Source organism: Pantoea sp. FN0302, assembly GCF_050113775.1.
Lineage (GTDB): Bacteria > Pseudomonadota > Gammaproteobacteria > Enterobacterales > Enterobacteriaceae > Mixta > Mixta alhagi.
Window position 1 is genome coordinate 40,770 of sequence record NZ_JBNJSM010000002.1, and the last position, 20,373, is coordinate 61,142.

The 20,373-nt window shown below is 49.1% G+C and carries 18 protein-coding genes; 15 read left to right on the top strand and 3 right to left on the bottom strand.

Annotated elements, in window-relative coordinates; all coding sequences use genetic code 11:
• The first annotated feature begins 232 nt into the window (after positions 1-232).
• The 6 genes from cspG to phoU all read left to right on the top strand — a co-directional run bounded on the left by cspG (position 233) and on the right by phoU (position 5,420).
• Complete coding sequence (gene cspG / locus ACQE32_RS10830) at positions 233-445, top strand: cold shock protein CspG (protein WP_085069158.1); 213 nt, start codon at positions 233-235, stop codon at positions 443-445.
• 416 nt (positions 446-861) lie between these two features.
• Complete coding sequence (gene pstS, locus ACQE32_RS10835) at positions 862-1,905, top strand: phosphate ABC transporter substrate-binding protein PstS (RefSeq protein ID WP_426973775.1); 1,044 nt, start codon at positions 862-864, stop codon at positions 1,903-1,905.
• 107 nt (positions 1,906-2,012) lie between these two features.
• Positions 2,013-2,975 carry a phosphate ABC transporter permease PstC gene (pstC, locus tag ACQE32_RS10840; RefSeq protein WP_085069155.1) on the top strand — a complete coding sequence of 321 codons (963 nt, stop codon included), beginning with the start codon at positions 2,013-2,015 and terminating at the stop codon, positions 2,973-2,975.
• Positions 2,972-3,859 carry a phosphate ABC transporter permease PstA gene (gene pstA / locus ACQE32_RS10845; protein ID WP_426973776.1) on the top strand — a complete coding sequence of 296 codons (888 nt, stop codon included), beginning with the start codon at positions 2,972-2,974 and terminating at the stop codon, positions 3,857-3,859. The genes pstC and pstA overlap by 4 nt, the downstream gene beginning before the upstream one ends.
• Before the next feature lie 46 nt (positions 3,860-3,905).
• Positions 3,906-4,673 (top strand): phosphate ABC transporter ATP-binding protein PstB, encoded by a 768-nt coding sequence (pstB, locus tag ACQE32_RS10850; RefSeq protein WP_250651272.1) that lies wholly within the window; start codon positions 3,906-3,908, stop codon positions 4,671-4,673.
• Between the two features lie 12 nt (positions 4,674-4,685).
• Positions 4,686-5,420, top strand: coding sequence for a phosphate signaling complex protein PhoU (phoU, locus tag ACQE32_RS10855; RefSeq protein ID WP_085069149.1), 735 nt, complete (start codon positions 4,686-4,688; stop codon positions 5,418-5,420).
• Positions 5,421-5,766: 346 nt separating this feature from the next.
• Here phoU and yieH read toward each other — a convergent pair whose 3' ends face one another.
• Positions 5,767-6,429 (bottom strand): 6-phosphogluconate phosphatase, encoded by a 663-nt coding sequence (gene yieH / locus ACQE32_RS10860; RefSeq protein ID WP_426973777.1) that lies wholly within the window; start codon positions 6,427-6,429, stop codon positions 5,767-5,769.
• A 164-nt stretch (positions 6,430-6,593) separates the two neighbouring features.
• Here yieH and ACQE32_RS10865 point away from each other — a divergent pair, with 164 nt between their 5' ends.
• Positions 6,594-7,907: an NCS2 family permease gene (locus tag ACQE32_RS10865; RefSeq protein WP_426973778.1), complete on the top strand. Its 1,314-nt coding sequence runs from the start codon at positions 6,594-6,596 to the stop codon at positions 7,905-7,907.
• 17 nt (positions 7,908-7,924) lie between these two features.
• Here the strand turns inward: ACQE32_RS10865 and ACQE32_RS10870 are convergent, their stop codons facing one another.
• Both ACQE32_RS10870 and ACQE32_RS10875 read right to left on the bottom strand, forming a co-directional pair.
• Positions 7,925-8,665 carry a 4'-phosphopantetheinyl transferase family protein gene (locus ACQE32_RS10870; RefSeq protein WP_426973779.1) on the bottom strand — a complete coding sequence of 247 codons (741 nt, stop codon included), beginning with the start codon at positions 8,663-8,665 and terminating at the stop codon, positions 7,925-7,927.
• Between the two features lie 162 nt (positions 8,666-8,827).
• Positions 8,828-9,418 (bottom strand): malonic semialdehyde reductase, encoded by a 591-nt coding sequence (locus ACQE32_RS10875; RefSeq protein WP_426973780.1) that lies wholly within the window; start codon positions 9,416-9,418, stop codon positions 8,828-8,830.
• Between the two features lie 568 nt (positions 9,419-9,986).
• Here ACQE32_RS10875 and ACQE32_RS10880 point away from each other — a divergent pair.
• The 8 genes from ACQE32_RS10880 (at position 9,987) to ACQE32_RS10915 (ending at position 20,351) form a co-directional block, all read left to right on the top strand.
• Positions 9,987-10,628 carry a LuxR C-terminal-related transcriptional regulator gene (locus ACQE32_RS10880; RefSeq protein WP_426973781.1) on the top strand — a complete coding sequence of 214 codons (642 nt, stop codon included), beginning with the start codon at positions 9,987-9,989 and terminating at the stop codon, positions 10,626-10,628.
• An 86-nt stretch (positions 10,629-10,714) separates the two neighbouring features.
• Positions 10,715-12,031, top strand: a complete 1,317-nt coding sequence (locus ACQE32_RS10885; protein WP_426974070.1) for a TolC family outer membrane protein — start codon at positions 10,715-10,717, stop codon at positions 12,029-12,031.
• Between the two features lie 17 nt (positions 12,032-12,048).
• Positions 12,049-13,308 carry an HlyD family secretion protein gene (locus ACQE32_RS10890; protein WP_426973782.1) on the top strand — a complete coding sequence of 420 codons (1,260 nt, stop codon included), beginning with the start codon at positions 12,049-12,051 and terminating at the stop codon, positions 13,306-13,308.
• Between the two features lie 41 nt (positions 13,309-13,349).
• Positions 13,350-15,503, top strand: coding sequence for a peptidase domain-containing ABC transporter (locus tag ACQE32_RS10895; RefSeq protein WP_427021773.1), 2,154 nt, complete (start codon positions 13,350-13,352; stop codon positions 15,501-15,503).
• A gap of 205 nt (positions 15,504-15,708) precedes the next feature.
• Positions 15,709-16,023 carry a hypothetical protein gene (locus ACQE32_RS10900; RefSeq protein WP_426973784.1) on the top strand — a complete coding sequence of 105 codons (315 nt, stop codon included), beginning with the start codon at positions 15,709-15,711 and terminating at the stop codon, positions 16,021-16,023.
• A gap of 373 nt (positions 16,024-16,396) precedes the next feature.
• Positions 16,397-16,936, top strand: coding sequence for a fimbrial protein (locus ACQE32_RS10905; RefSeq protein WP_426973785.1), 540 nt, complete (start codon positions 16,397-16,399; stop codon positions 16,934-16,936).
• Between the two features lie 89 nt (positions 16,937-17,025).
• Positions 17,026-17,751, top strand: coding sequence for a fimbria/pilus periplasmic chaperone (locus ACQE32_RS10910; protein WP_427021774.1), 726 nt, complete (start codon positions 17,026-17,028; stop codon positions 17,749-17,751).
• Positions 17,752-17,783: 32 nt separating this feature from the next.
• On the top strand, positions 17,784-20,351 hold the full coding sequence (locus ACQE32_RS10915; RefSeq protein WP_426981452.1) for a fimbria/pilus outer membrane usher protein: 2,568 nt from the start codon (positions 17,784-17,786) through the stop codon (positions 20,349-20,351).
• Positions 20,352-20,373 lie beyond the last annotated feature (22 nt).

Consider the following 20,373-nt stretch of genomic DNA (forward strand, 5'->3'; position numbering starts at 1 on the left):
ATATTAGTGAAGTTAAAGCTTGCAATGTGGATCGGACCCAGGATAGTATAGCGTCATCGGTTTGAAACACAGACCTTATGTAAGCAGTTTTAGTAAAGCAGTCCTCAGTTCAAGCGTTATCTATTGATATCCTTCCTCGTGAGCTCCTCCTAAGTGCCCCATAAGTAAAAATCTGCAAAGCAGACCATATTCGTCACCAAGAGTGGCTCAAAAAACAAGTAAGGAAATATCAATGTCTAATAAAATGACTGGTTTAGTAAAATGGTTCAACGCTGAGAAAGGTTTTGGCTTTATCACTCCTCAGGACGGCAGCAAAGATGTATTCGTACACTTCTCTGCTATCCAGAGCAATGATTTCAAAACCTTAGATGAAGGCCAGAAAGTAGAGTTCTCTATCGAGAACGGCGCTAAAGGCCCTTCAGCGACCAACGTTGTCGCGCTGTAAGCGTTGATGACCTCGCTAACCCTTACGATAGCGATGACGGCAACAGCCTGAGCAGTTAAGCGTTAGTGATAAAAACCCGCCCTGAGCGGGTTTTTTTGTTTCCAGTGATTGATAAATGAATAGCAACTATTTCCTGCCGTACATTTTTCAGTGATTGTTAAAGCTCGCTTTTTTATCTGAGCGACTTTCATCCATCCGATCGGCATCCGCTTCGTTATTTTGCTTGCCTGCCTGTTTTCTTTCGCAGCCCTGAGCAAAGTTGTGAACAAATCCACGCTGTACGTTTTGCCTTCGTCACAAAACTGTCATATTACGTACATCTCGCTGTCACTAAACTGTCCTATTTTCCCTCCTGCAGCAATACTAATCCTTACTACAACGGCATACACCCTGACCTTTACTCCCCTGGAGGGAATATGACACTGATGCGTAGCACCGTAGCCAAACTTGTTGCCGCCACCCTCTCGCTGAGCGCGGTTTCTGCTTTTGCAGCGACCGATCTTACTGGCGCAGGCGGTACCTTCCCGGCTCCGGTTTATGCCAAGTGGGCAGCGGATTATCAACAAGCGACCGGCAGTAAAATTAACTACCAGGGCATTGGCTCCTCTGGCGGCGTTAAACAGATAATCGCGAAAACAGTTGATTTTGGTGCGTCCGATGCGCCAATGAAAGATGAAGATCTGCAAAAACATGGCCTGTTCCAGTTTCCTACCGTGATTGGCGGCGTGGTACTGGCGGTAAACCTGCCGGGTATCCAGTCTGGTCAGCTGACGCTGGATGGTCAGACCGTGGGTGATATTTACCTCGGCAAAATCAAAAAATGGAACGACCCGGCTATCGCTAAGCTGAACCCGGGCGTGAAATTGCCTGAAACCAATATCGCCGTGGTACGTCGCGCTGACGGCTCCGGTACAACCTTCGTATTCACCAGCTACCTCGCTAAAGTAAATCAGGAGTGGAGTGAGAAGGTAGGTAAAGGCAACACCGTTAACTGGCCAACAGGTCTTGGCGGTAAGGGCAACGATGGCATCGCGGCATTTGTTCAGCGTCTGCCTGGCTCTATTGGCTACGTTGAGTACGCCTATGCCAAACAGAACAAGCTGGCCTACACTAAGCTGGTAGATGCCGATGGTCAGCCCGTTAGCCCGACCGAAGAGAGTTTCAGTAATGCCGCTAAAGGGGCAGACTGGAGTAAAACCTTCGCTCAGGATCTGACTTTCCAGAAAGGTAAAGACGCCTGGCCTATTACTTCCACAACATTCATTCTGATGTATAAAAATCAGGCTAATGCAGAAAAAGGCGCTGAAGTGCTGAAATTCTTCGACTGGGCTTATAAAGACGGCGATAAAACAGCAAACAGCCTGGATTACGCAACGCTGCCTGACTCGGTGGTCGAGCAGATCCGCGCCGCCTGGAAAGCAGAAATCAAAGATAGTTCTGGCAAAGCGCTGTACCAGTAACATGTTCCAACAGTGCTCTGCACTGTCGCAGGGGTCGGCTGAAAGCCGACCTGCAGTATCCGGGCGGCTGAATGCCGCCCCTGTGAATTTTATCTGTCGAGAAATCTATGGCTGAATCCAGGCCGTCATTCAAGGCCCCAGGAAAACAAGGCGACATTCTGTTCGGCGCGCTGGTAAAGCTGGCAGCGCTGGTTGTGCTTTTGTTATTGGGCGGCATCATTATCTCCCTGATTATCTCTTCCTGGCCCAGCATTGAGAAATTTGGTTTCTCTTTCCTGTGGAATAAAGAGTGGGATGCCCCTGCAGAGAATTTTGGCGCACTGGTGCCGATTTATGGCACGGTTGTCACCTCGCTGATTGCGCTGCTGATCGCGGTGCCGGTGAGTTTCGGTATTGCGCTGTTTTTGACCGAGCTGGCGCCCGGCTGGCTGCGTCGTCCGCTGGGCGTGGCCATTGAACTGCTGGCTGCAATCCCCAGTATCGTTTACGGCATGTGGGGATTGTTTGTATTCGCGCCGCTGTTTGCTGAATACTTCCAGACGCCAGTTGGTAATGTCCTCTCCACCATTCCGTTTGTTGGCGCGCTGTTCGAAGGGCCAGCCTTTGGCATCGGTATTCTGGCCGCTGGCGTGATCCTTGCCATCATGATCATTCCTTATATCGCTTCAGTAATGCGTGATGTCTTTGAGCAGACGCCGGTTTTGATGAAAGAGTCAGCTTACGGCATTGGGTGTACAACCTGGGAAGTGATCTGGCGTATCGTGCTGCCGTTTACCAAAAACGGGGTGATTGGCGGGATTATGCTGGGGCTGGGACGTGCACTGGGGGAAACCATGGCGGTAACCTTTATCATCGGTAATACCTACCAGCTCGACAGCGTATCCCTTTATATGCCGGGCAACAGTATCACGTCAGCGCTGGCTAATGAGTTCGCAGAAGCGGAGTCAGGTGTGCACGTCGCGGCTCTGATGGAACTGGGCCTGATCCTGTTTGTGATTACCTTTATCGTACTGGCTATTTCAAAATTGATGATTTTACGGCTGACGAAAAATGAAGGGGCGCGTTCATGACGACAATGGATATGCACGCCCGAACAGAGCTGGCGGCTTCACGCCGTAAAATGCAGGCGCGCCGTAGCCTGCGGAATAAAGTTGCTCTGACGCTGTCATTATTAACCATGGCGTTTGGCTTGTTCTGGCTGGTGTGGATCCTCTTCACCACCATTACGCGCGGCTTCGATGGCTTTTCGCTGGCGCTGTTTACTGAAATGACGCCGCCGCCCAATACGGCTGGCGGCGGGCTGGCTAACGCCATCGCCGGTAGTGGCCTGCTGATCCTGTGGGCGACCCTGTTTGGCACGCCTTTGGGCATTCTGGCGGGGATTTATCTGGCGGAATATGGTCGTAAATCCTGGCTGGCGGAAGTGATCCGCTTTATTAATGATATTTTGCTGTCCGCCCCATCTATCGTAGTTGGCCTGTTTGTTTACACCATCGTGGTGGCGCAGATGCAGCATTTCTCCGGCTGGGCTGGGGTGATAGCGCTGGCGCTGCTGCAAATTCCGATTGTTATCCGCACCACGGAAAACATGATGAAACTGGTGCCCGATAGCCTGCGTGAAGCGGCATATGCGCTGGGTACGCCAAAATGGAAGATGATCTCCTCCATTACGCTGAAGGCTTCAGTTTCCGGCATCATTACCGGTGTGCTGCTGGCCATTGCACGTATTGCCGGGGAGACCGCTCCGTTGCTGTTTACTTCATTGTCGAACCAGTTCTGGAGCACCGACATGATGCAGCCGCTGGCCAACTTGCCGGTTACCATCTTTAAGTTCGCCATGAGTCCGTTTGCCGAGTGGCAAAGCCTGGCCTGGGCTGGCGTTCTGCTGATCACGCTGTGCGTTCTGCTGCTGAATATCCTGGCGCGCGTGATTTTTGCCAAATCAAAACATTAATTACCGCGTTGTGACAACGGCGCGGCGTTAAGAGAAAGAGAAGACTATGGTTAATCAGACATCCGGCAAAATTCAGGTTCGCGATCTGAACTTCTATTATGGAAAATTCCATGCATTGAAAAACATCAATCTGGATATTGCCCGTAATCAGGTCACCGCGTTTATCGGTCCTTCCGGCTGCGGCAAATCGACTCTGTTGCGCACCTTTAATAAAATGTTTGCGCTTTATCCCGAGCAGCGCGCCGAAGGCGAAATTCTGCTGGACGGTGAAAACATTCTGGCCGACGCGCAGGATATCGCGCTGTTGCGCGCACGGGTTGGTATGGTGTTTCAAAAGCCAACGCCCTTCCCGATGTCGATTTATGACAACATCGCCTTTGGCGTCCGCCTGTTTGAAAAGCTGCCGCGTGCCGATATGGATGAACGTGTTCAGTGGGCGCTGAGTAAAGCGGCGCTGTGGAATGAAACCAAAGACAAGCTGCATCAGAGTGGCTATAGCCTCTCCGGTGGTCAACAGCAGCGTCTGTGCATTGCGCGCGGTATCGCTATTCGTCCGGAAGTGCTATTGCTGGATGAGCCTTGCTCGGCGTTGGATCCTATCTCAACGGGTCGTATCGAAGAGCTGATTACTGAGCTGAAGCAGGATTACACCGTGGTGATCGTTACGCATAATATGCAGCAGGCAGCACGCTGTTCCGACCACACCGCATTTATGTATCTGGGCGAATTGATTGAGTTCAGCGATACCGACACGCTGTTTACCAAACCGCATCAGAAACAAACTGAAGACTACATTACTGGCCGTTATGGTTAACTGGAGATCGATGTGGACAATTTAAACCTGAACAAGCATATCTCCGGCCAGTTTAACGCTGAGCTTGAGCATATCCGCACCCAAGTCATGATAATGGGCGGCATGGTTGAGCAGCAGCTCACCGATGCAATCACCGCGATGCATAACCAGGACGCAGAGCTGGCGAAGCAGGTTATTGATGGTGACCAGAAGGTCAACATGATGGAAGTGGATATTGATGAGGCCTGCGTGCGGATTATTGCCAAGCGGCAGCCTACGGCCAGCGATTTGCGTCTGGTAATGGCGATAATCAAAACCATTTCTGAGCTGGAGCGTATTGGTGACGTAGCGGAAAAAATCAGCCGCACGGCGCTGGAAAAGTTTAGCCAGCAGCATCAGCCGTTACTGGTCAGCCTGGAGTCACTGGGACGGCATACTATTCAGATGCTGCACGATGTGCTGGATGCTTTCGCGCGTATGGATCTGAGTGCGGCTGTGGAAATCTATCGTGAAGATAAAAAAGTCGACCAGGAATATGAAGGCATTGTGCGTCAGCTGATGACCTACATGATGGAAGACCCACGTACGATCCCCAGCGTACTGACCGCTCTGTTCTGCGCCCGCGCGATCGAGCGCATTGGCGATCGCTGTCAGAATATTTGCGAAATTATTTTCTATTTTGTGAAGGGACAGGATTTCCGCCACGTCGGCGGCGACCGTCTCGACAAGCTGTTAGCTGGAGATGATAACGGCAGCAGCCCCGCCTGATTGAGATTACCCGCAGTGCGCGTCTGGCATGCGGGTAAACTTTTCTTCATACCAGCGTGTAAAACCGTTCGGCGATATTTAAGATATAAAGCGCAGACTTAAGAGTGTAAATAAAAAAATCACGCCTCAAACGCTGCCATCTCTTCTTCTGGTAATTACTTCCCAGCCTTGTATTGAAAATCTATTAACGATGCTTTTGCCACCACGCTGACCATTACTGACGAGCTTACCGATAAAAACCGCTGGTCAAAGGCGTTAGCAACGGCAATTAATACAAAGGCCACGGCTGATAAATAAAGCCTCAGCCCTGGGTATAGGGTTGAGGCTTTTTTTATGGACGGAGAAATCAACGCGTAAGATGCCAGCCCCGCGCGTTCCACAGCGCTGGCAGCCGCGTCAGATCGTCAAACGGGGTAACCAGTGGGTGATCGAGCGGTGCGTTATGCGCATCGGCGCAATAATAGAAAACCGGGATGCCCGCCGCGATACCGGCACGCGTCCCTGCCTCTGAATCATCAATCAGCAGGCAGCGTTCAATCGGCACCTGCATTTGCTCAGCAGCATGAAACATCAGCTGTGGATCCGGCTTCCAGTGGCCGATATCGTAGCCGCTGTACAGGCGATCGCCAAAAAAAGGAAGCAGGCCGGTCAGCCCAAGAGAGTGCTGCATCTTTTTTACCGTGCCGTTAGAGACCACGCACGCCGGTACGTTAATCTGCTCCATTAAAGCTCTGGCGCCAGGGATCGGCTGCAGCTGTGCGTCGAAAAGGCGAGCCACCTCCGCACGATATTCTTGTTCAAAGGTTTCTACTGCAACATCAAGCGGATGCTGCTGGTTAACGTCAGCGATAATATCGTAGAGTTTGACGCCCTTATATTTTTCAAACATCTGCTGTAATGGCAGATGCACGCCGTAGCGGGAAAAGGTGGAAACATACGCCTGGGTACAGAGCAATTCGCTGTCCACCAGCGTTCCGTCACAGTCGAAAAACAGACATTCAATCGTCATTCTGCCTCATCCTTACCAGGGGAAAAGACCACTTTACCCGACTGAGCGTAAAATGCGACCCAGCCGCCCGCCGGAAACCGCAACCGTTTGCGAAAAATCAGTGTACTGTTGCGTCAAAATCGCTAGCATACGCGGCGACCTCTTTTCCCGTTCGGATGTAACAAATGACTAAACAAGGCTTACTACAGCGTCTGTTCCGGCTGCAGGAACATGGCACTACGGTGCGTACCGAGTTGATTGCCGGTTTTACAACTTTTCTGACGATGGTCTATATCGTCTTTGTAAACCCGCAAATTCTCGGCACGGCAGGCATGGATACCCAGGCGGTATTCGTCACTACCTGTTTGATCGCCGCGCTGGGCAGCATACTCATGGGGATTATTGCTAACCTGCCCGTCGCGCTGGCGCCAGCGATGGGTCTGAACGCCTTTTTTGCTTTTGTGGTAGTGGGCGCAATGGGTTATTCGTGGCAGGTAGGCATGGGCGCGATCTTCTGGGGCGCGACGGGGCTGCTGCTGCTGACGCTCTTCCGCGTGCGGTACTGGATGATTGCCAATATTCCCCTTGCTTTGCGCACCGGCATTACCGCAGGTATCGGTCTGTTTATTGCCATGATGGGGCTGAAAAACGCCGGTATTATCGTGGGGAATGAAGCCACGCTGGTAACGGTAGGCGACTTATCCTCGCACAGTGTTCTGCTGGGCGCGCTGGGCTTCTTTATTATCGCCGTGCTGGCATCACGTAATATCCACGCAGCGGTGCTTATTTCCATTGTTATTACCACGCTGGCTGGCCTGCTGCTGGGCGACGTTAAATACAACGGGATTTTTTCTGCACCCCCAGCGATTAGCTCAGTTATCGGACAGGTGGATCTGAGCGGTGCCTTTACGCTCAATATGGCCGGCGTGATTTTTTCTTTTATGCTGGTTAACCTATTTGATTCATCCGGCACTCTGATTGGCGTAACGGATAAAGCGGGGCTGGCCGATAAAGATGGTAAATTCCCGCGCATGAAGCAGGCGCTGCTGGTGGATAGCGTTAGCTCAGTTGCCGGTGCGGCAATCGGCACCTCTTCCGTAACGGCCTATATTGAAAGCTCGTCAGGCGTCTCCGTTGGTGGGCGTACCGGGCTGATGGCGGTGGTTACCGGCATTTTATTTCTACTGGTAATGTTCTTGTCGCCGCTGGCATCAATGGTGCCGGGCTACGCTGCCGCAGGTGCGTTGATTTACGTTGGGGTATTAATGACCTCAAGCCTGGCGCGCGTAAAGTGGGACGACCTGACCGAGGCGGTCCCGGCTTTTGTAACTGCAGCCATGATGCCGTTCAGCTTTTCAATCACCGAAGGCATCGCGCTGGGTTTCATTTCCTGGTGTGTGATGAAAGCAGGAACCGGACGCTGGCGTGAAATCAATCCCTGTGTTGTGGTAGTCGCGCTGTTGTTCGTGCTGAAAATCGCTTTTATTGATTCACATTAATCAGATGGCGCTGCGGCTTAAGGCTGCAGCTGCCTTTCTGTTGGCATACTGGTCAGTCTTAAAGTCTGCGGTCCCATATTCGCTTTATTCATCTCAATATCCCTTAACGCGTTCCAGTTCTGCTGTTCATCAATTTCCCACAATCGTAAACGGCTGGTTGCAGGAGACAGGGCGCAGGACCAAATAAGCAGCGGCTCGACATCACATACCGCCTGTATGTCGGGAAATGTATGCGAGCGCAAACGGCCTGAAGCGGGATGCAGACGCAAAGTACTATCACAGGCGTTGTTCTCCCCGGTTAGCTTGAGCACGCTTTGTCGCAGCGTCCAGATTTGCGTAATGGCTTCCAGCGGATCCTGCTGGGCATTAATCCAGGCTTTTTCACCGGAAGAGAGATACTGCAGATGATGTTCCAGCGTCTGACGGCTATGTGCCCGCACAATTTCCATATCCAGTCCGGCACGACTCTGTTCTTCCGCCAGCAGCACACCAACCATATTACCAGCGTAGGCAATGCTAAAATCGGGCAGGTCGGGATCGGTAAAACAAGGACGGCCGCTGCTGGTGGTGGTAAGGGCGGGAAGCTGGGACATACCATAAATACGCAACATAAGTTCGGCCAGCAGCATACGCGCTGCAAGATAACGGCTGCGGCGTTTATCGTTCAGAAATCGCGCTTGTTCCACTATATCTGCCGGGATACGCTGTACGTCTGCCCGATTTTGGGCAAGCGTCCAGCGTACAAAATGACTTGCCATCTGTCGCTCCGTGAAAATGGTCGGATAATCATCAATTGCATTGTAAGAATTTTCCGATGCTTTTGCACCCGGCTTTACTTTGTACAGGGTGCTTTTCGGAATAGGTTTAAATAAGTGCGGTAAAAAAGCACGGAGACGCGTTAAAACGTGCCGGATAAGGCTTCAGGCGAAACGGCAGGCTTCAGTAAACGGCAGACGAGGCAGACGCGGGTGCAGCTTACTCGCTTCGCCATAACCCAGATTGATTAGCATATTGGCTTTCCAGTGGGTCTGTGCAAAAAACAATGCGTTAACCTTCTCCGCATCGAATCCCGACATGGGACCGGCATCCAGGCCCAGCGCGCGAGCCGCCAAAATCAAATAGCCTGCCTGTAGACTGCTGTTGCGAAAAGCGGTCTCAGTAGCCAGCTCCGGGCTGCTGGTAAACCAGCTGCGGGCATCAGCCCAGGGAAAGAGTTCTGGCAACCGATCATAAAATTTACCGTCGGAAGCCACAATTACTGTGACTGGCGCTGACAGCGTTTTCTCCACATTGCCGCTCGAGAGCGTAGGCTTCAGTTTCTCCTTACCCGATGCGCTGGTAATAAAAACAAAGCGTCCCGGAGAAGCATTAGCTGAGGTAGGGGCCAGACTAACCAGTTCATAAAGCCGATGCAATAATGCTGAATCGACCGCTTTATCCTGCCAGTGGCTATGGGTTCTGGCCTCCGTAAACAGGGTGCTTAACGCCTGAAGATCAAGAGAAACGGCCATGCTGGCTTCCTTACTGTGAGTTAACGGTACAGAAAACGTTAGCGACTGGCTCACTCATTGACCAAGATGATTTTTGTATGGCAGAAATGCACCCTCATGTTACGGCGTTAGCCCCGAGCGCAACCAGGAAGATGGAACCGCCTTCGGGAGTTACGCCTGTAAATAAGTAAGCGTCGCAAAAAGCGAATTAAAATGCATTGATTGAGAATGGTCTTTAAAGATAATTGAGAATTGTCTTGTAATCGCATTTAATCTGTTTTCATTATTAAAGATTAAACAAGACTGCAACAGTAATAAGCCGGATTATATTTGTCCGAATATTGATTTTTCTAAATATTTTATAATATCAATCATCATCAATCGATTCTGAATATGCCATTTACTTATTTTCACTTTTATCTTTACCTTAAGTGCGCCTTGTGAATAACCAGGAAAGTTATTAGAATCCCTCAAATAATTAAGCAAAAAGACATTAATAAATCCATATGGTGCCAGTGCTTACACTATGTATTAGAGTAAACGCATGGAGCCCGCTGTTGCCGGGTAAACAGATACGGGATATATCACTATGTTGAAAATTAACTTGGCTATATCAGATAAGTACCCTGCTGTTCAGTATTTTCTTTGTAATTACCTTAAGCAAGAATTAGGTTGTAATATATTGCCGGGCATCTCTTTAAACGAAGATCATGCGATTAAACATACAGAACAGCATAGAGTAGATGCTATTATCACCGACCTCTCTTACGATAGCGATGGCCGCCAGTTCTATGGTGTTTCAAAAATCAGAGCGATAAAAAAACGTTTTCCAGCGGCTAAAATTATTCTCTATACGGAGTTTAATAACCTATCAATTCTGAAAAAAACGCTTAACTATGGTGTTGATGCAATTGTCAGTAAATATGATGCGGTTAGCGAAATAAAAAAAGCGCTATGCGAGGTGTTTACCAAAAAACACAGCACAGCCTGGGTTTCGAAAAATATAAAATCGATTATTGAAAGCGATATTGAAAAATCGAGCCGGTTAACGGCAAAAGAATGGGAGATCATTCAGCTTTATTCTATGGGGCTGTCATTATCCAATATCGCTAAAAAACAAAACCGTGCGGTAAGCACCGTTGCTACGCAAAAGTATAACGCCATGAAAAAACTTAATGTGCATACTAATAGCGAGCTTATTCAATACGCCTGCATAAATAATATTATTTAGCCTTTTGTTTTTTCTGTTTATTGAAAAGGATTTTGATAATGCACATCAGAAGAGTTAACGTCTTAATAGCTTTGTTTTTTTCGGCGTTGATTATCCTGCCTGGGAGCGGGCATAGCCTGACACTGCAGGAAGCCGTGTTGTCAGCCAGCATTTATGACAGTGAAATCAGTGCGGCGCGCAACGCACAGCGGGCGGATAGCCAAAAAAGGCTGCAGGGTTTTGCCAGTCTGTTGCCGGTCATCAGTTTGAATGGCTCTTATGCCAAACAGGATCAGCCTAAAGCCACCTATGCTGCAGGCGTCACACGTCATAGTTACAGCTTTAGCCTTACGCAGCCGCTGTTTGATATCGCAAAATATGCGGCATGGAAACGCGGCGACGCCATAGCTAACTATGCCGATGTTGTGCTGATGCTGGCAGAGCAAAAACTTATTACCGGCGTTGCAGAGGCTTACTTTCGGGTTATTTATCAGAGGGATGTACTAAAGAGCGCCATCAATGCAAAAGCTGCCTATGGTAAACAGCTGAGTCAAACTGAGGTTGCGTTAAAGGTGGGTGAAGGCACACGTCTTGAACGAGACGAGGCGCAGGCCAACTATGACCGGGCGATAGCGGATGAGATCGCTGCTAAAAACGATCTGCAGGAGGCCGGAATAATTTTTTCCCGCCTGACCGGGCGTAATCCTGATGAAATTCAGCCGGTTGTTCTGTCATGCGTGATGCGCTTTCCGGTTTCTGATGATTTTAAAGCCCTGGAGCAGCAGGCCGGACAAAATAATCTTCAGGTCCGCGCCGCGCTTTTTCAACTGGAACAAACCAAAGCCGATCTGATCGCCGCGCATGGCGCGCATCTGCCGGTAGTGACATTACAGGCGGGCTATGGCACCAACTGGAGTAAGAGTAAGGCGGAGGATTTTAATTTTTTTGATTATGTTTTCGGCACCACGTCAAAAACACATTCCAGTAACATCGGCATCAATGTTTCTATTCCTTTATTTGCTGGCGGGTCACAAATTTCTCAGTCTGTAGAAGCGGTCAGACGTCGCGAACAGGGAAAGGATCTCCTGGAGAATGCGCGTCGTAAGGCGCGTCAGGAAACGCAATCCGCCTGGCTTAAATTAAAAAATGGACAAAATCAGTATCTGGCGGAAAAGAAAGCGTTAGCTTCGGCAAAAAACAAAGTGAACTCTACGGCATATGGCAGAAAAGTAGGTTTGCGAACTATCATCGACGAGTTAAACGCAGAGCAGGAATATTATAAATCACTACAGGCACTGGCAAAACTGCGATATGAATATTTAAACGCCAGACTGAAACTATCTGTGGAGTTAGGCGAGCTGGATTATTCAACGTTGGATCAATACCGTTGCGCTGCGGATAATAAAAAAACCTCCGTTAATTAAACAAGGACGTTAATTGAATGAGTGAATCGTTATTTCGTCAGGAAGCATTAGAGGCGAATAAAACCACCATGATCGGCACCGTGGCTTTATATTGTCCGCCATATCGCTGGCTAATTGTTTCTTTAGTAGGAGCGATAACTCTGGCGATAGCCGTGCTGTTTGTTTTTGGCAGTTATACCAAGCGGGAAACCGCATCGGGGCAGCTACTGCCCGCCAAAGGCATTATGAATATTGCGGCAATTACCACCGGCACCGTGGTCGATATTACCGTAGAAGAAGGTCAGCGGGTAAAAAAGGGCGACGCCATCGCCACCATTTCTTCAGAAGTCTACACCGCGCTGGGTCTTACACGTGAAAAAGTCGCGCAGCAGCTGAATATTCAGCGGACCCGTTTGAAAGCAGATTTAGACAATCAGGAAAAGCTGGCCGCTGAAGAGATGAAAGGGCTTAAAGAGCGCGAGCGGCTGTTAAGCGCCCAGATGGAGCAGCTTAGCGTTCAGCAACGTCAACGTTCCCGTCAGGTCAGGCTGGCGCGCAGGCAACAGGAAAAAATCAATCTGATGCGCAAACAGGGTTACGCCTCAAACAGCCAGGTTGAACAGCAGGAAGCTGTGGTGATCGATGCCGAAACGCGCTTACAGGATATTGCTCGTCAGCAGCTTGATATTCAGCAGCAGCTTGCCCAAACGCGCCAGCAGCTGCGCGAGCTGCCGATGAATGTGCGTAATAAACAAAACGAGATTGAACGACGCCTGTCAGAAATCGATCAGTCGTTAGCGGAAAATGAATCCCGGCGATCGGTGGTGCTACGTGCGCCAGCGCAGGGCATTGTGGGATCGGTCATGGTTAAAACCGGCCAAATGGTGAATGCCGGTCAAACACTGTTTGCACTGCTGCCGGACGAGGGTGAGCTTCAGGCGCGCATTATGGTCAGCAGCCGGGCGATCGGTTTCATTCAACCCGGTCAGAAAGTGGTGCTGCGTTATCAGGCGTTTCCTTTCCAGAAATTTGGTCAGCAGTACGGCAAAGTGATTGATGTTTCCCGCGTTGCGCTGTCGCCTCAGGAGGTTGCCACGCTTACCGGCCATAACAATGTGCAGGAACAACATTATCGTGTGGTGGTACAGCTGGATAAGCAAGACATCAATGTTTATGGACGCAAGGAAAAGCTTCGCCCTGGCAGTGCGCTTGAGGCGGATTTCCTGATTGATAAACGACGCCTCTATGAATGGGTGCTGGAGCCGCTTTTTGCGCTTGGTCGTCGTTCAGGAAATTAATTTAACCCGCCGTGGGACTACAACAGGGAGTTGTATTATTCATGAAGTTTTTAGAAGCACTTAACTTTGGCTGGCGCCGTAAATTACCGGTTATGCAGCAAACACAGGCAACGGAATGCGGCCTGACCTGTGTTGGGATGATTGCCAACTATTTTGGTCACGGCATTGATATGGTCACGTTACGTAAGCGGTTTCCCACTTCGCTTAAGGGCGCAACGCTGGCCGATGTCATGTTGATTGCGCATCAGCTGGGAATGGCTGGCCGGGCATTAAGGCTTGAGCTGGATGAGCTGGTGAAGCTGCGGCGTCCCTGCATCCTGCACTGGGAAATGAACCATTTCGTGGTGTTGAAAAGCGTCTCGAAAGATAAAATAACCATTCACGATCCCGCCATCGGCCGACGGGATGTCCCAATGGAAGACGTTTCCCGCTGCTTCACCGGCATTGCGCTGGAGCTGTTGCCGGGTGCCACCTTTACCCGCGTACAGGAAAAACAATCCATCTCCATGCTAAAGCTGATCGGTGATGTAACCGGTATTCGCTCGGCTTTTGCGCAGATTTTGATTCTGTCGGTAGCGCTGGAACTCTTTGGCATTCTGATGCCTTTTTATATGCAATGGGTCATGGATCAGGTTTTAGTCTCGGCGGACTATGATCTGCTTACCCTGTTGGGCTGCGGCTTTATTGCCGTTACGCTGTTAAGCGTCTCTGTTTCTGCGCTGCGATCCTGGGTCACTACCTGGTTTTCAAGCCTGCTTAGCGTGCAATGGACCGCGAACGTTTGTGCGCATTTGCTCGGCCTGCCGATGACCTATTTTGAATCACGGCATGTGGGCGATGTGCTGTCACGATTCGGCTCTATTGGCACCATACAAAGCACGCTAACCGGACGTTTTATCAGTTCGATCCTTGATGGCGTAATGGCGATTGTCACGTTAGGCATGCTGTTTATTTACAATATCAAGCTGGCGTGGCTGGTTATCGCGCTGTTAGTGGCGTATACGCTTATTCGCTGGGTTTCATTTCGTCCTTTCCGTCAGGCCAATGAAGATCAAATTACCGCTTCGGCGCGGGCACAATCCCAGCTGCTTGAATCTATTCGCGGCGTAAAGGCGGTTAAGCTTAATAACAAACAGGAAATTCGCGTCGCGGCGTATGCTAATGCGCTGGTTGAAAGCACGAATAAAGGCGTGGCGATACAGCGCTTGTCGATCGGTTTTAGTACCTTGCAAAGCTTGATTTCAGGCGTCGGGCGGATTGTCCTGATATGGATGGCGGCTTTACAGGTACTGGAAGGCAATTTTACCAGCGGGATGCTGGTCGCTTTTATCAGCTTTTCCGACCAGTTTATTGGGCGTGCTTCAGGGCTGGTTGATGCTGTTATCGATTTCACTATGTTGCGTCTGCATGGCGAACGTCTGGCAGATATCGTGTTAACCGAGCCGGAGGCTGATATGGAAACACGGTTACCAGCCATCACTAAAGCGGATGGTGCGCCACCTTCGTTAACCATTAACGATCTCTGTTTTCGTTATGCGATAACAGAGCCATACGTTATCCATCATTGCTCTATTTCCGTAGCGGCTGGCGAATCAGTAGCGATTATCGGCCCATCCGGACAGGGCAAAACCACTCTGGCCAAGCTGATTATGGGACTGTTGAAACCGGAGTCAGGCAGCATAGAAATAGATGGCATCGACATTAAAAAACTGGGTATGCGTAACTACCGCGATCGTCTTGGCTGCGTCATGCAGGACGATATCCTGTTCGCCGGTTCCATTGCCGACAATATCAGCTTTTTTGATGCTTCTCCCGCACAGGAAAACATAGAGGCTGCCGCAAAACTGGCACAAATACATGAAGATATCGCGGCCATGCCGATGGGCTATCATAGTCTGGTAGGGGATATGGGCTCCTCCCTGTCCGGTGGTCAGATTCAACGCGTGTTATTGGCAAGGGCGCTTTATCGTCAACCTTCTCTGCTTATTCTTGATGAAGCCTCCAGTCATCTTGATGTTGATCGTGAACGCAGCATTAATGAGGCAATAAAAAATATGCCTGTTACCCGAATTATCATCGCCCACCGGCCTGAAACTATCTGTAGCGCGGATAGAATTATTCTTTTAAATCAGGGTAGCGTAGTCGAAGTTGATAAAAGCCAGTATGCGCTGTTACATAAAAACAATAGTCAGTAGATAAGTGGTGGAAATGATTTAATTATTTATCGTTCATGGAAATAATAGGTTTTCCCGCGTAAAAATCATCAATATAGGGCGCTGTCAATAATAGATTGTTTACTATTGTTGCATGCCCTTACAGTAAATAGCATATAAATGCTATTAATGCGTTGTCATTGAGATTTTATAATTCAGTAATTGAAACAGCTAATAAGGAGCGATTGTGCGATATTTAGAATTAAATGAAATTAGCCAGGTGTCAGGCGGTGAATTCTTCGAAACGATAGGCTCTATGGTGATTGGCAGTTTTACCGGCGCGTCTTCCGGCCTGTTAAAAGCGGCTACGGTGGGCGGTAATAGTGGAGGCATTTTGGGCATAGGAATCATAGGCAATCTTGGCGGCGTGATTGTCGGCAGCGTCGCTGGCAGTATGCTCGGTACCATGTACGGTATGGTAAATGGCTGGGATAAAACGTGCGAATGGTTTAACGCCACCGCAGAGCAATGGTTTAATCTTATTTTGCCGCTTCCAAAATAACATGAAACTATCCTCTCGGGGTGTTAATTGTTTATTTATACTCTTTCTGAAAGTGAAATAATAAATGCGTTAATGGTTCGGATGCTGGTTTACCTCACACGTTAGCATGGAAAAAAGTTAGTGAAATAAATTTTAATGTGAAAATGAACGTTTTCATTTAATGTTTAGTCGTCGTTGCTGTACTGGGCATTCTTAATGCGATTATTCATTAGTTGTTAATGCCCTCTGCAGTAAAGATATAAATATTTATAAGTCATTAAATAAAATTTCATGGGATGGCTTTTATTTTTTCGGCTTAATTGATCACGCGAGTAACTTGTACGGTTTTTTACTCGGCATTCATTTTTCATTAAAAAATAAAATGGAGTTTAAGATGCAAAAAACAATATTAGGTACAGCGATTGCGTTAACAGTTTCTGTCATGGTGCTTCCGGCCGGTGCGGCGGATGGAACAATCACTATCAATGGCAAACTGACACAGCAGACCTGTACTGTAAAAGTTAATGGCGGCGCTGCTGACGCCGTTATTAACCTGCCTTCACTCTCCACTTCTGCTCTGAATGAAGCTGGCAAGATGGCAGGTCGCACGGCTTTTACCATGAACCTGACCGGTTGTACGCCCGCCACCGGCAGCGTACGTGCCTATTTTGAACACGGCCCAACGGTTGATGCTGCAACAGGACGTCTGAATAACACCATCAGTTCTGGTGCTCAGCAGGTTCAGGTTCAGCTGCGAGACAACGATGAAAATGATGTGTATGTCGGTAACACCAGCCAGCGTAATAATCCCGCGACTGCGTTGTCGGCAGCCGGTACAGCCAATCTGCTTTACAGCGCTTACTACTATGCGACCGGCAAGGCGACCGCTGGTGAACTGGCAACGTCAGTGACCTATTCTATCGACTACCAGTAACGCCTATTCCTGCCCTTTGATAAAAATGCAGGAGTTATGCTCTTGCATTTATTCATTTTGGATATTTACCCTCAGGAATGGCATCAGGAATGAATATAAAATCTCTCTTACTGCTTTTTTGCGGTCTGTTGTTAAATATAACCTCTGCTTTAGCCGGTATTGTAATTAATAGTACGCGCGTCATTTACCCTGAAGAAAAAAGTGAGGTTACCGTACGTCTGGAGAGTCAGAACGATTATTCTTCTTTGATTCAGTCATGGATTGATAGCGGGGATAAGAATCAAGCGATAAAAAACATTAAGGTGCCCTTTATTCTTCTTCCTCCTGTAACTCGCATCGAGCCACACCAGGGGCAAACGCTGCGAATTAATTATCTTGGCGAAGGTTTTGATGTGCCTGCAGACAGAGAATCTGTTTTTTGGTTAAACGTGCTGGATATTCCACCTAAACCGTCGGGTAAGATGGAAAATTTATTGCAAATGGCAATCCGTACTCGTATTAAACTGTTTTTCAGGCCGAAATCGCTTCAGGATATCTCTCCGGCTGAGGCTGCAGAAAAGGTTATCTGGCGAGTAGTGAAGGATAATAAAAAAGCCGTACTTGAGGCAGAAAATCGTTCCCCTTTCCATGTTTCAATTACTTCAGTTGAGGCTAAGTCAGGGAATAAAACGTTTAATGCTGAGGGGAAGATGATCGCCCCTTTCTCCAGGGTGACTTATGCCTTCAAAGGTAATAAGTTTGCTTTGAGTAAGTTTAAATACATTTATATTAACGATTACGGGGCCAGCGTTACGATAGAAAGAGAGATTTATTAACTTAAATAACTCACATAATGAAGGGTATGTTTATGTCATTTTTTTCTTTCTTTCACCATTATTGCCATCACCAAAGAAATTACGTCATTTCATGGCATTTTACCGCGCTTATTTTCTGTATGCTTTCGACATCAACCCGCGCGGAGGTTTCTTTTGATCCTATCTTTCTTGATCAGACTGCCGGGGACTATATCGATATTTCCCGGTTTAACGGCAAGTTCAGGATCCCGCCAGGCATCTATGCCAGCGATATCTATTTAAATGATCAACTGTTGGGACGCGAAAACGTGACCGTCCGTGAGAAAAGGGGTGAGTCTGTGATTTGCTTTAGCCCGGCGCTGGCTAACCTGACCGGTTTTCGCACAGGCCAGCTCTCATCAGAGCTGCAGAATGCCCTGCGTCAGGAAAGTAACTGTACGGCGCTGGAATCGCTCCAGCCTTCCTCTAAAGCGCAGATGGTGCTTGCCGATATGCGCCTTAATCTTCAAATCCCACAGGCATGGCTTAACCGAACCGCACGCGGCTATGTTGATCCTGAGCTATGGGAAGAGGGCAGCAATGCGCTCTATGCCAGTTATGATAACAGCTACTTTAAACAGGATTCGGGCAGGTTTGGCTCGGAATCTTTTTACAGCAAGCTGGGTGGTAGCCTTAATATTCATGGCTGGATGTTTCGGCATTCTGGCGCGTGGAGGTGGAGTAAAAATAACGGCAACAGCTACTCTGTTCTGAGCAATAACCTGCAGCGGGATATTACATCACTACGTGCGCGGATTTTAATCGGCGATGCAAACAGCTCGGGCGCCCTGTTTAACTCTTTTATGTTCCGGGGAGTCAGGCTTGCAACCTCTGAACAGATGTTGCCTGACTCACAACGTGGCTATGCTCCCGTGGTACGCGGTATTGCTCAAACCAACGCACGCGTACAGATTCGGCAAAATAATGCCCTGATTTATGAAACTACGGTGCCGCCGGGCGAGTTTGCTATCAATGATATCTATCCCTCTGGCTATGGCGGCGATCTTCGCGTGACGGTAACGGAATCTGATGGCCGGGAAGCGGAGTTTGTCGTGCCTTATGCGGCCGTTTCGGAAATGATCCGCCCTGGCAGCTATCGTTACAGCCTGCTGATGGGAACCCTGCGCAATCAAAATCTCAGCTATACGCCTAAAGTATTTCAGGCAACCTTTCAGTACGGGATAAACAACTGGCTTACTGGTTACAGCGGCCTGTTGGGCTCCGGTGACTACCTTGCCGGTTTGGTCGGCGGAGCCATCAGCACGCCTGCGGGCGCTTTTGCTCTGGATGCTACCGGGGCCAGCTTTGATGATGGCACCAGCGCGCAAAACGGCATTAGCGTTCGTGCCAGCTATAGCAAGTTCATTTCGACCACTAACAGCACGATTTCCGTGGCTGCCTACCGGTTTTCTTCTTCAGGTTATCTGGACTTGAATAACGCTACGCAGCTTGTGGATTTCCACCAGAAAGAGAATCAGGCGCAAGGGCTGCAATTAAACCGTCCTCAGAATCGTTTATCTCTTACGTTAAATCAGCAATTGGGCGAGAACGGCGGCAATATTTACACCAGCGGTTATGTAGAAAATTACTGGGGCAGGCAGGGCAGCGATGTGCAGTACCAGCTGGGTTATACCAATCGTTTTAAGTTAGTTAATTATGGCATCAGCCTTAATCGCGCCAGAAACGCTTCCTACAGCGAAACGCAATATCTTCTCTCTTTCTCGCTGCCGCTGGGGCGGGGATCCCATATACCATATGTTAACAGCTATACCACGCGTAGTGATGACGGTATCACTACGCAGCTGGCGTTAAGCGGCGTCCTGGGTGAAAAAGATCAGTTAGATTATAATGTTGGCGTAGCGCGTGAAAATAATGGCGACAGCTCAGGAAATATATCGGGTTCTTATCGTTTCAGAAATACACAGCTGAAAGCCAGCTACGCGAAAGGCAAAAGCTATCGCTCTTATACGGCCGGAATGAATGGCAGTTTCGTGCTGTTACCGGATGCGCTGGTCGCCAGCCCTTACACCGGTGATACGCAGGCTGTGGTTCAGGCCAAAGGCGCGGCGGGCGCATCAATTGAAGGTTATCCGGGCGTCATCGTTAACGATGCCGGCTATGCGCTGGTTCCCTGGCTCACCCCTTATCGCATCAATAAAATCGCTATTAATCCCACTGGCATGCCGCTGGATGTTGAACTGGAATCCACTGTTAAGCAGGTGGTGCCGCGCGCCGGGGCGATAGTAAAAGTTAATTATCCAACCAAACAGGGCAATGCAGTATTGATCCAGGCGCAGTTGCCAAACGGCGAAGCCCTGCCTTTTGGTGCCAGCGTAAAAACCGAAGATGGACGCGATGTGGGTGTCGTGGCCCAGGGGGGCCAAATGTATATCCGCCTTGAGGAGACCATGAATCGTTTACAGGTTAGCTGGGGGCCGCACAGCCGCTATACCTGTTTATTCGATGTTAACCTGCCGGAAAAAACAGATAAAAGACAACGTCAATTCCAGCGGTTCAATACAACATGTCGTTACCCTACACCGGTTGCCAGACAAGAAGCGTTAGCCAAAGCGGTACGATAAATCTGGCGCTGAAATTGGGAGA

Excerpts from the sequence above, each read along its gene's own strand:
- cspG (WP_085069158.1), top strand. The coding sequence starts at position 233 with ATGTCTAATAAAATGACTGGTTTAGTAAAATGGTTCAACGCTGAGAAA.
- pstS (WP_426973775.1), top strand. The coding sequence starts at position 862 with ATGACACTGATGCGTAGCACCGTAGCCAAACTTGTTGCCGCCACCCTC.
- pstC (WP_085069155.1), top strand. The coding sequence starts at position 2,013 with ATGGCTGAATCCAGGCCGTCATTCAAGGCCCCAGGAAAACAAGGCGAC.
- pstA (WP_426973776.1), top strand. The coding sequence starts at position 2,972 with ATGACGACAATGGATATGCACGCCCGAACAGAGCTGGCGGCTTCACGC.
- pstB (WP_250651272.1), top strand. The coding sequence starts at position 3,906 with ATGGTTAATCAGACATCCGGCAAAATTCAGGTTCGCGATCTGAACTTC.
- yieH (WP_426973777.1), bottom strand. The coding sequence starts at position 6,429 with ATGACGATTGAATGTCTGTTTTTCGACTGTGACGGAACGCTGGTGGAC.
- ACQE32_RS10865 (WP_426973778.1), top strand. The coding sequence starts at position 6,594 with ATGACTAAACAAGGCTTACTACAGCGTCTGTTCCGGCTGCAGGAACAT.
- ACQE32_RS10870 (WP_426973779.1), bottom strand. The coding sequence starts at position 8,665 with ATGGCAAGTCATTTTGTACGCTGGACGCTTGCCCAAAATCGGGCAGAC.
- ACQE32_RS10875 (WP_426973780.1), bottom strand. The coding sequence starts at position 9,418 with ATGGCCGTTTCTCTTGATCTTCAGGCGTTAAGCACCCTGTTTACGGAG.
- ACQE32_RS10880 (WP_426973781.1), top strand. The coding sequence starts at position 9,987 with ATGTTGAAAATTAACTTGGCTATATCAGATAAGTACCCTGCTGTTCAG.
- ACQE32_RS10890 (WP_426973782.1), top strand. The coding sequence starts at position 12,049 with ATGAGTGAATCGTTATTTCGTCAGGAAGCATTAGAGGCGAATAAAACC.
- ACQE32_RS10895 (WP_427021773.1), top strand. The coding sequence starts at position 13,350 with ATGAAGTTTTTAGAAGCACTTAACTTTGGCTGGCGCCGTAAATTACCG.
- ACQE32_RS10905 (WP_426973785.1), top strand. The coding sequence starts at position 16,397 with ATGCAAAAAACAATATTAGGTACAGCGATTGCGTTAACAGTTTCTGTC.
- ACQE32_RS10910 (WP_427021774.1), top strand. The coding sequence starts at position 17,026 with ATGAATATAAAATCTCTCTTACTGCTTTTTTGCGGTCTGTTGTTAAAT.
- ACQE32_RS10915 (WP_426981452.1), top strand. The coding sequence starts at position 17,784 with ATGTCATTTTTTTCTTTCTTTCACCATTATTGCCATCACCAAAGAAAT.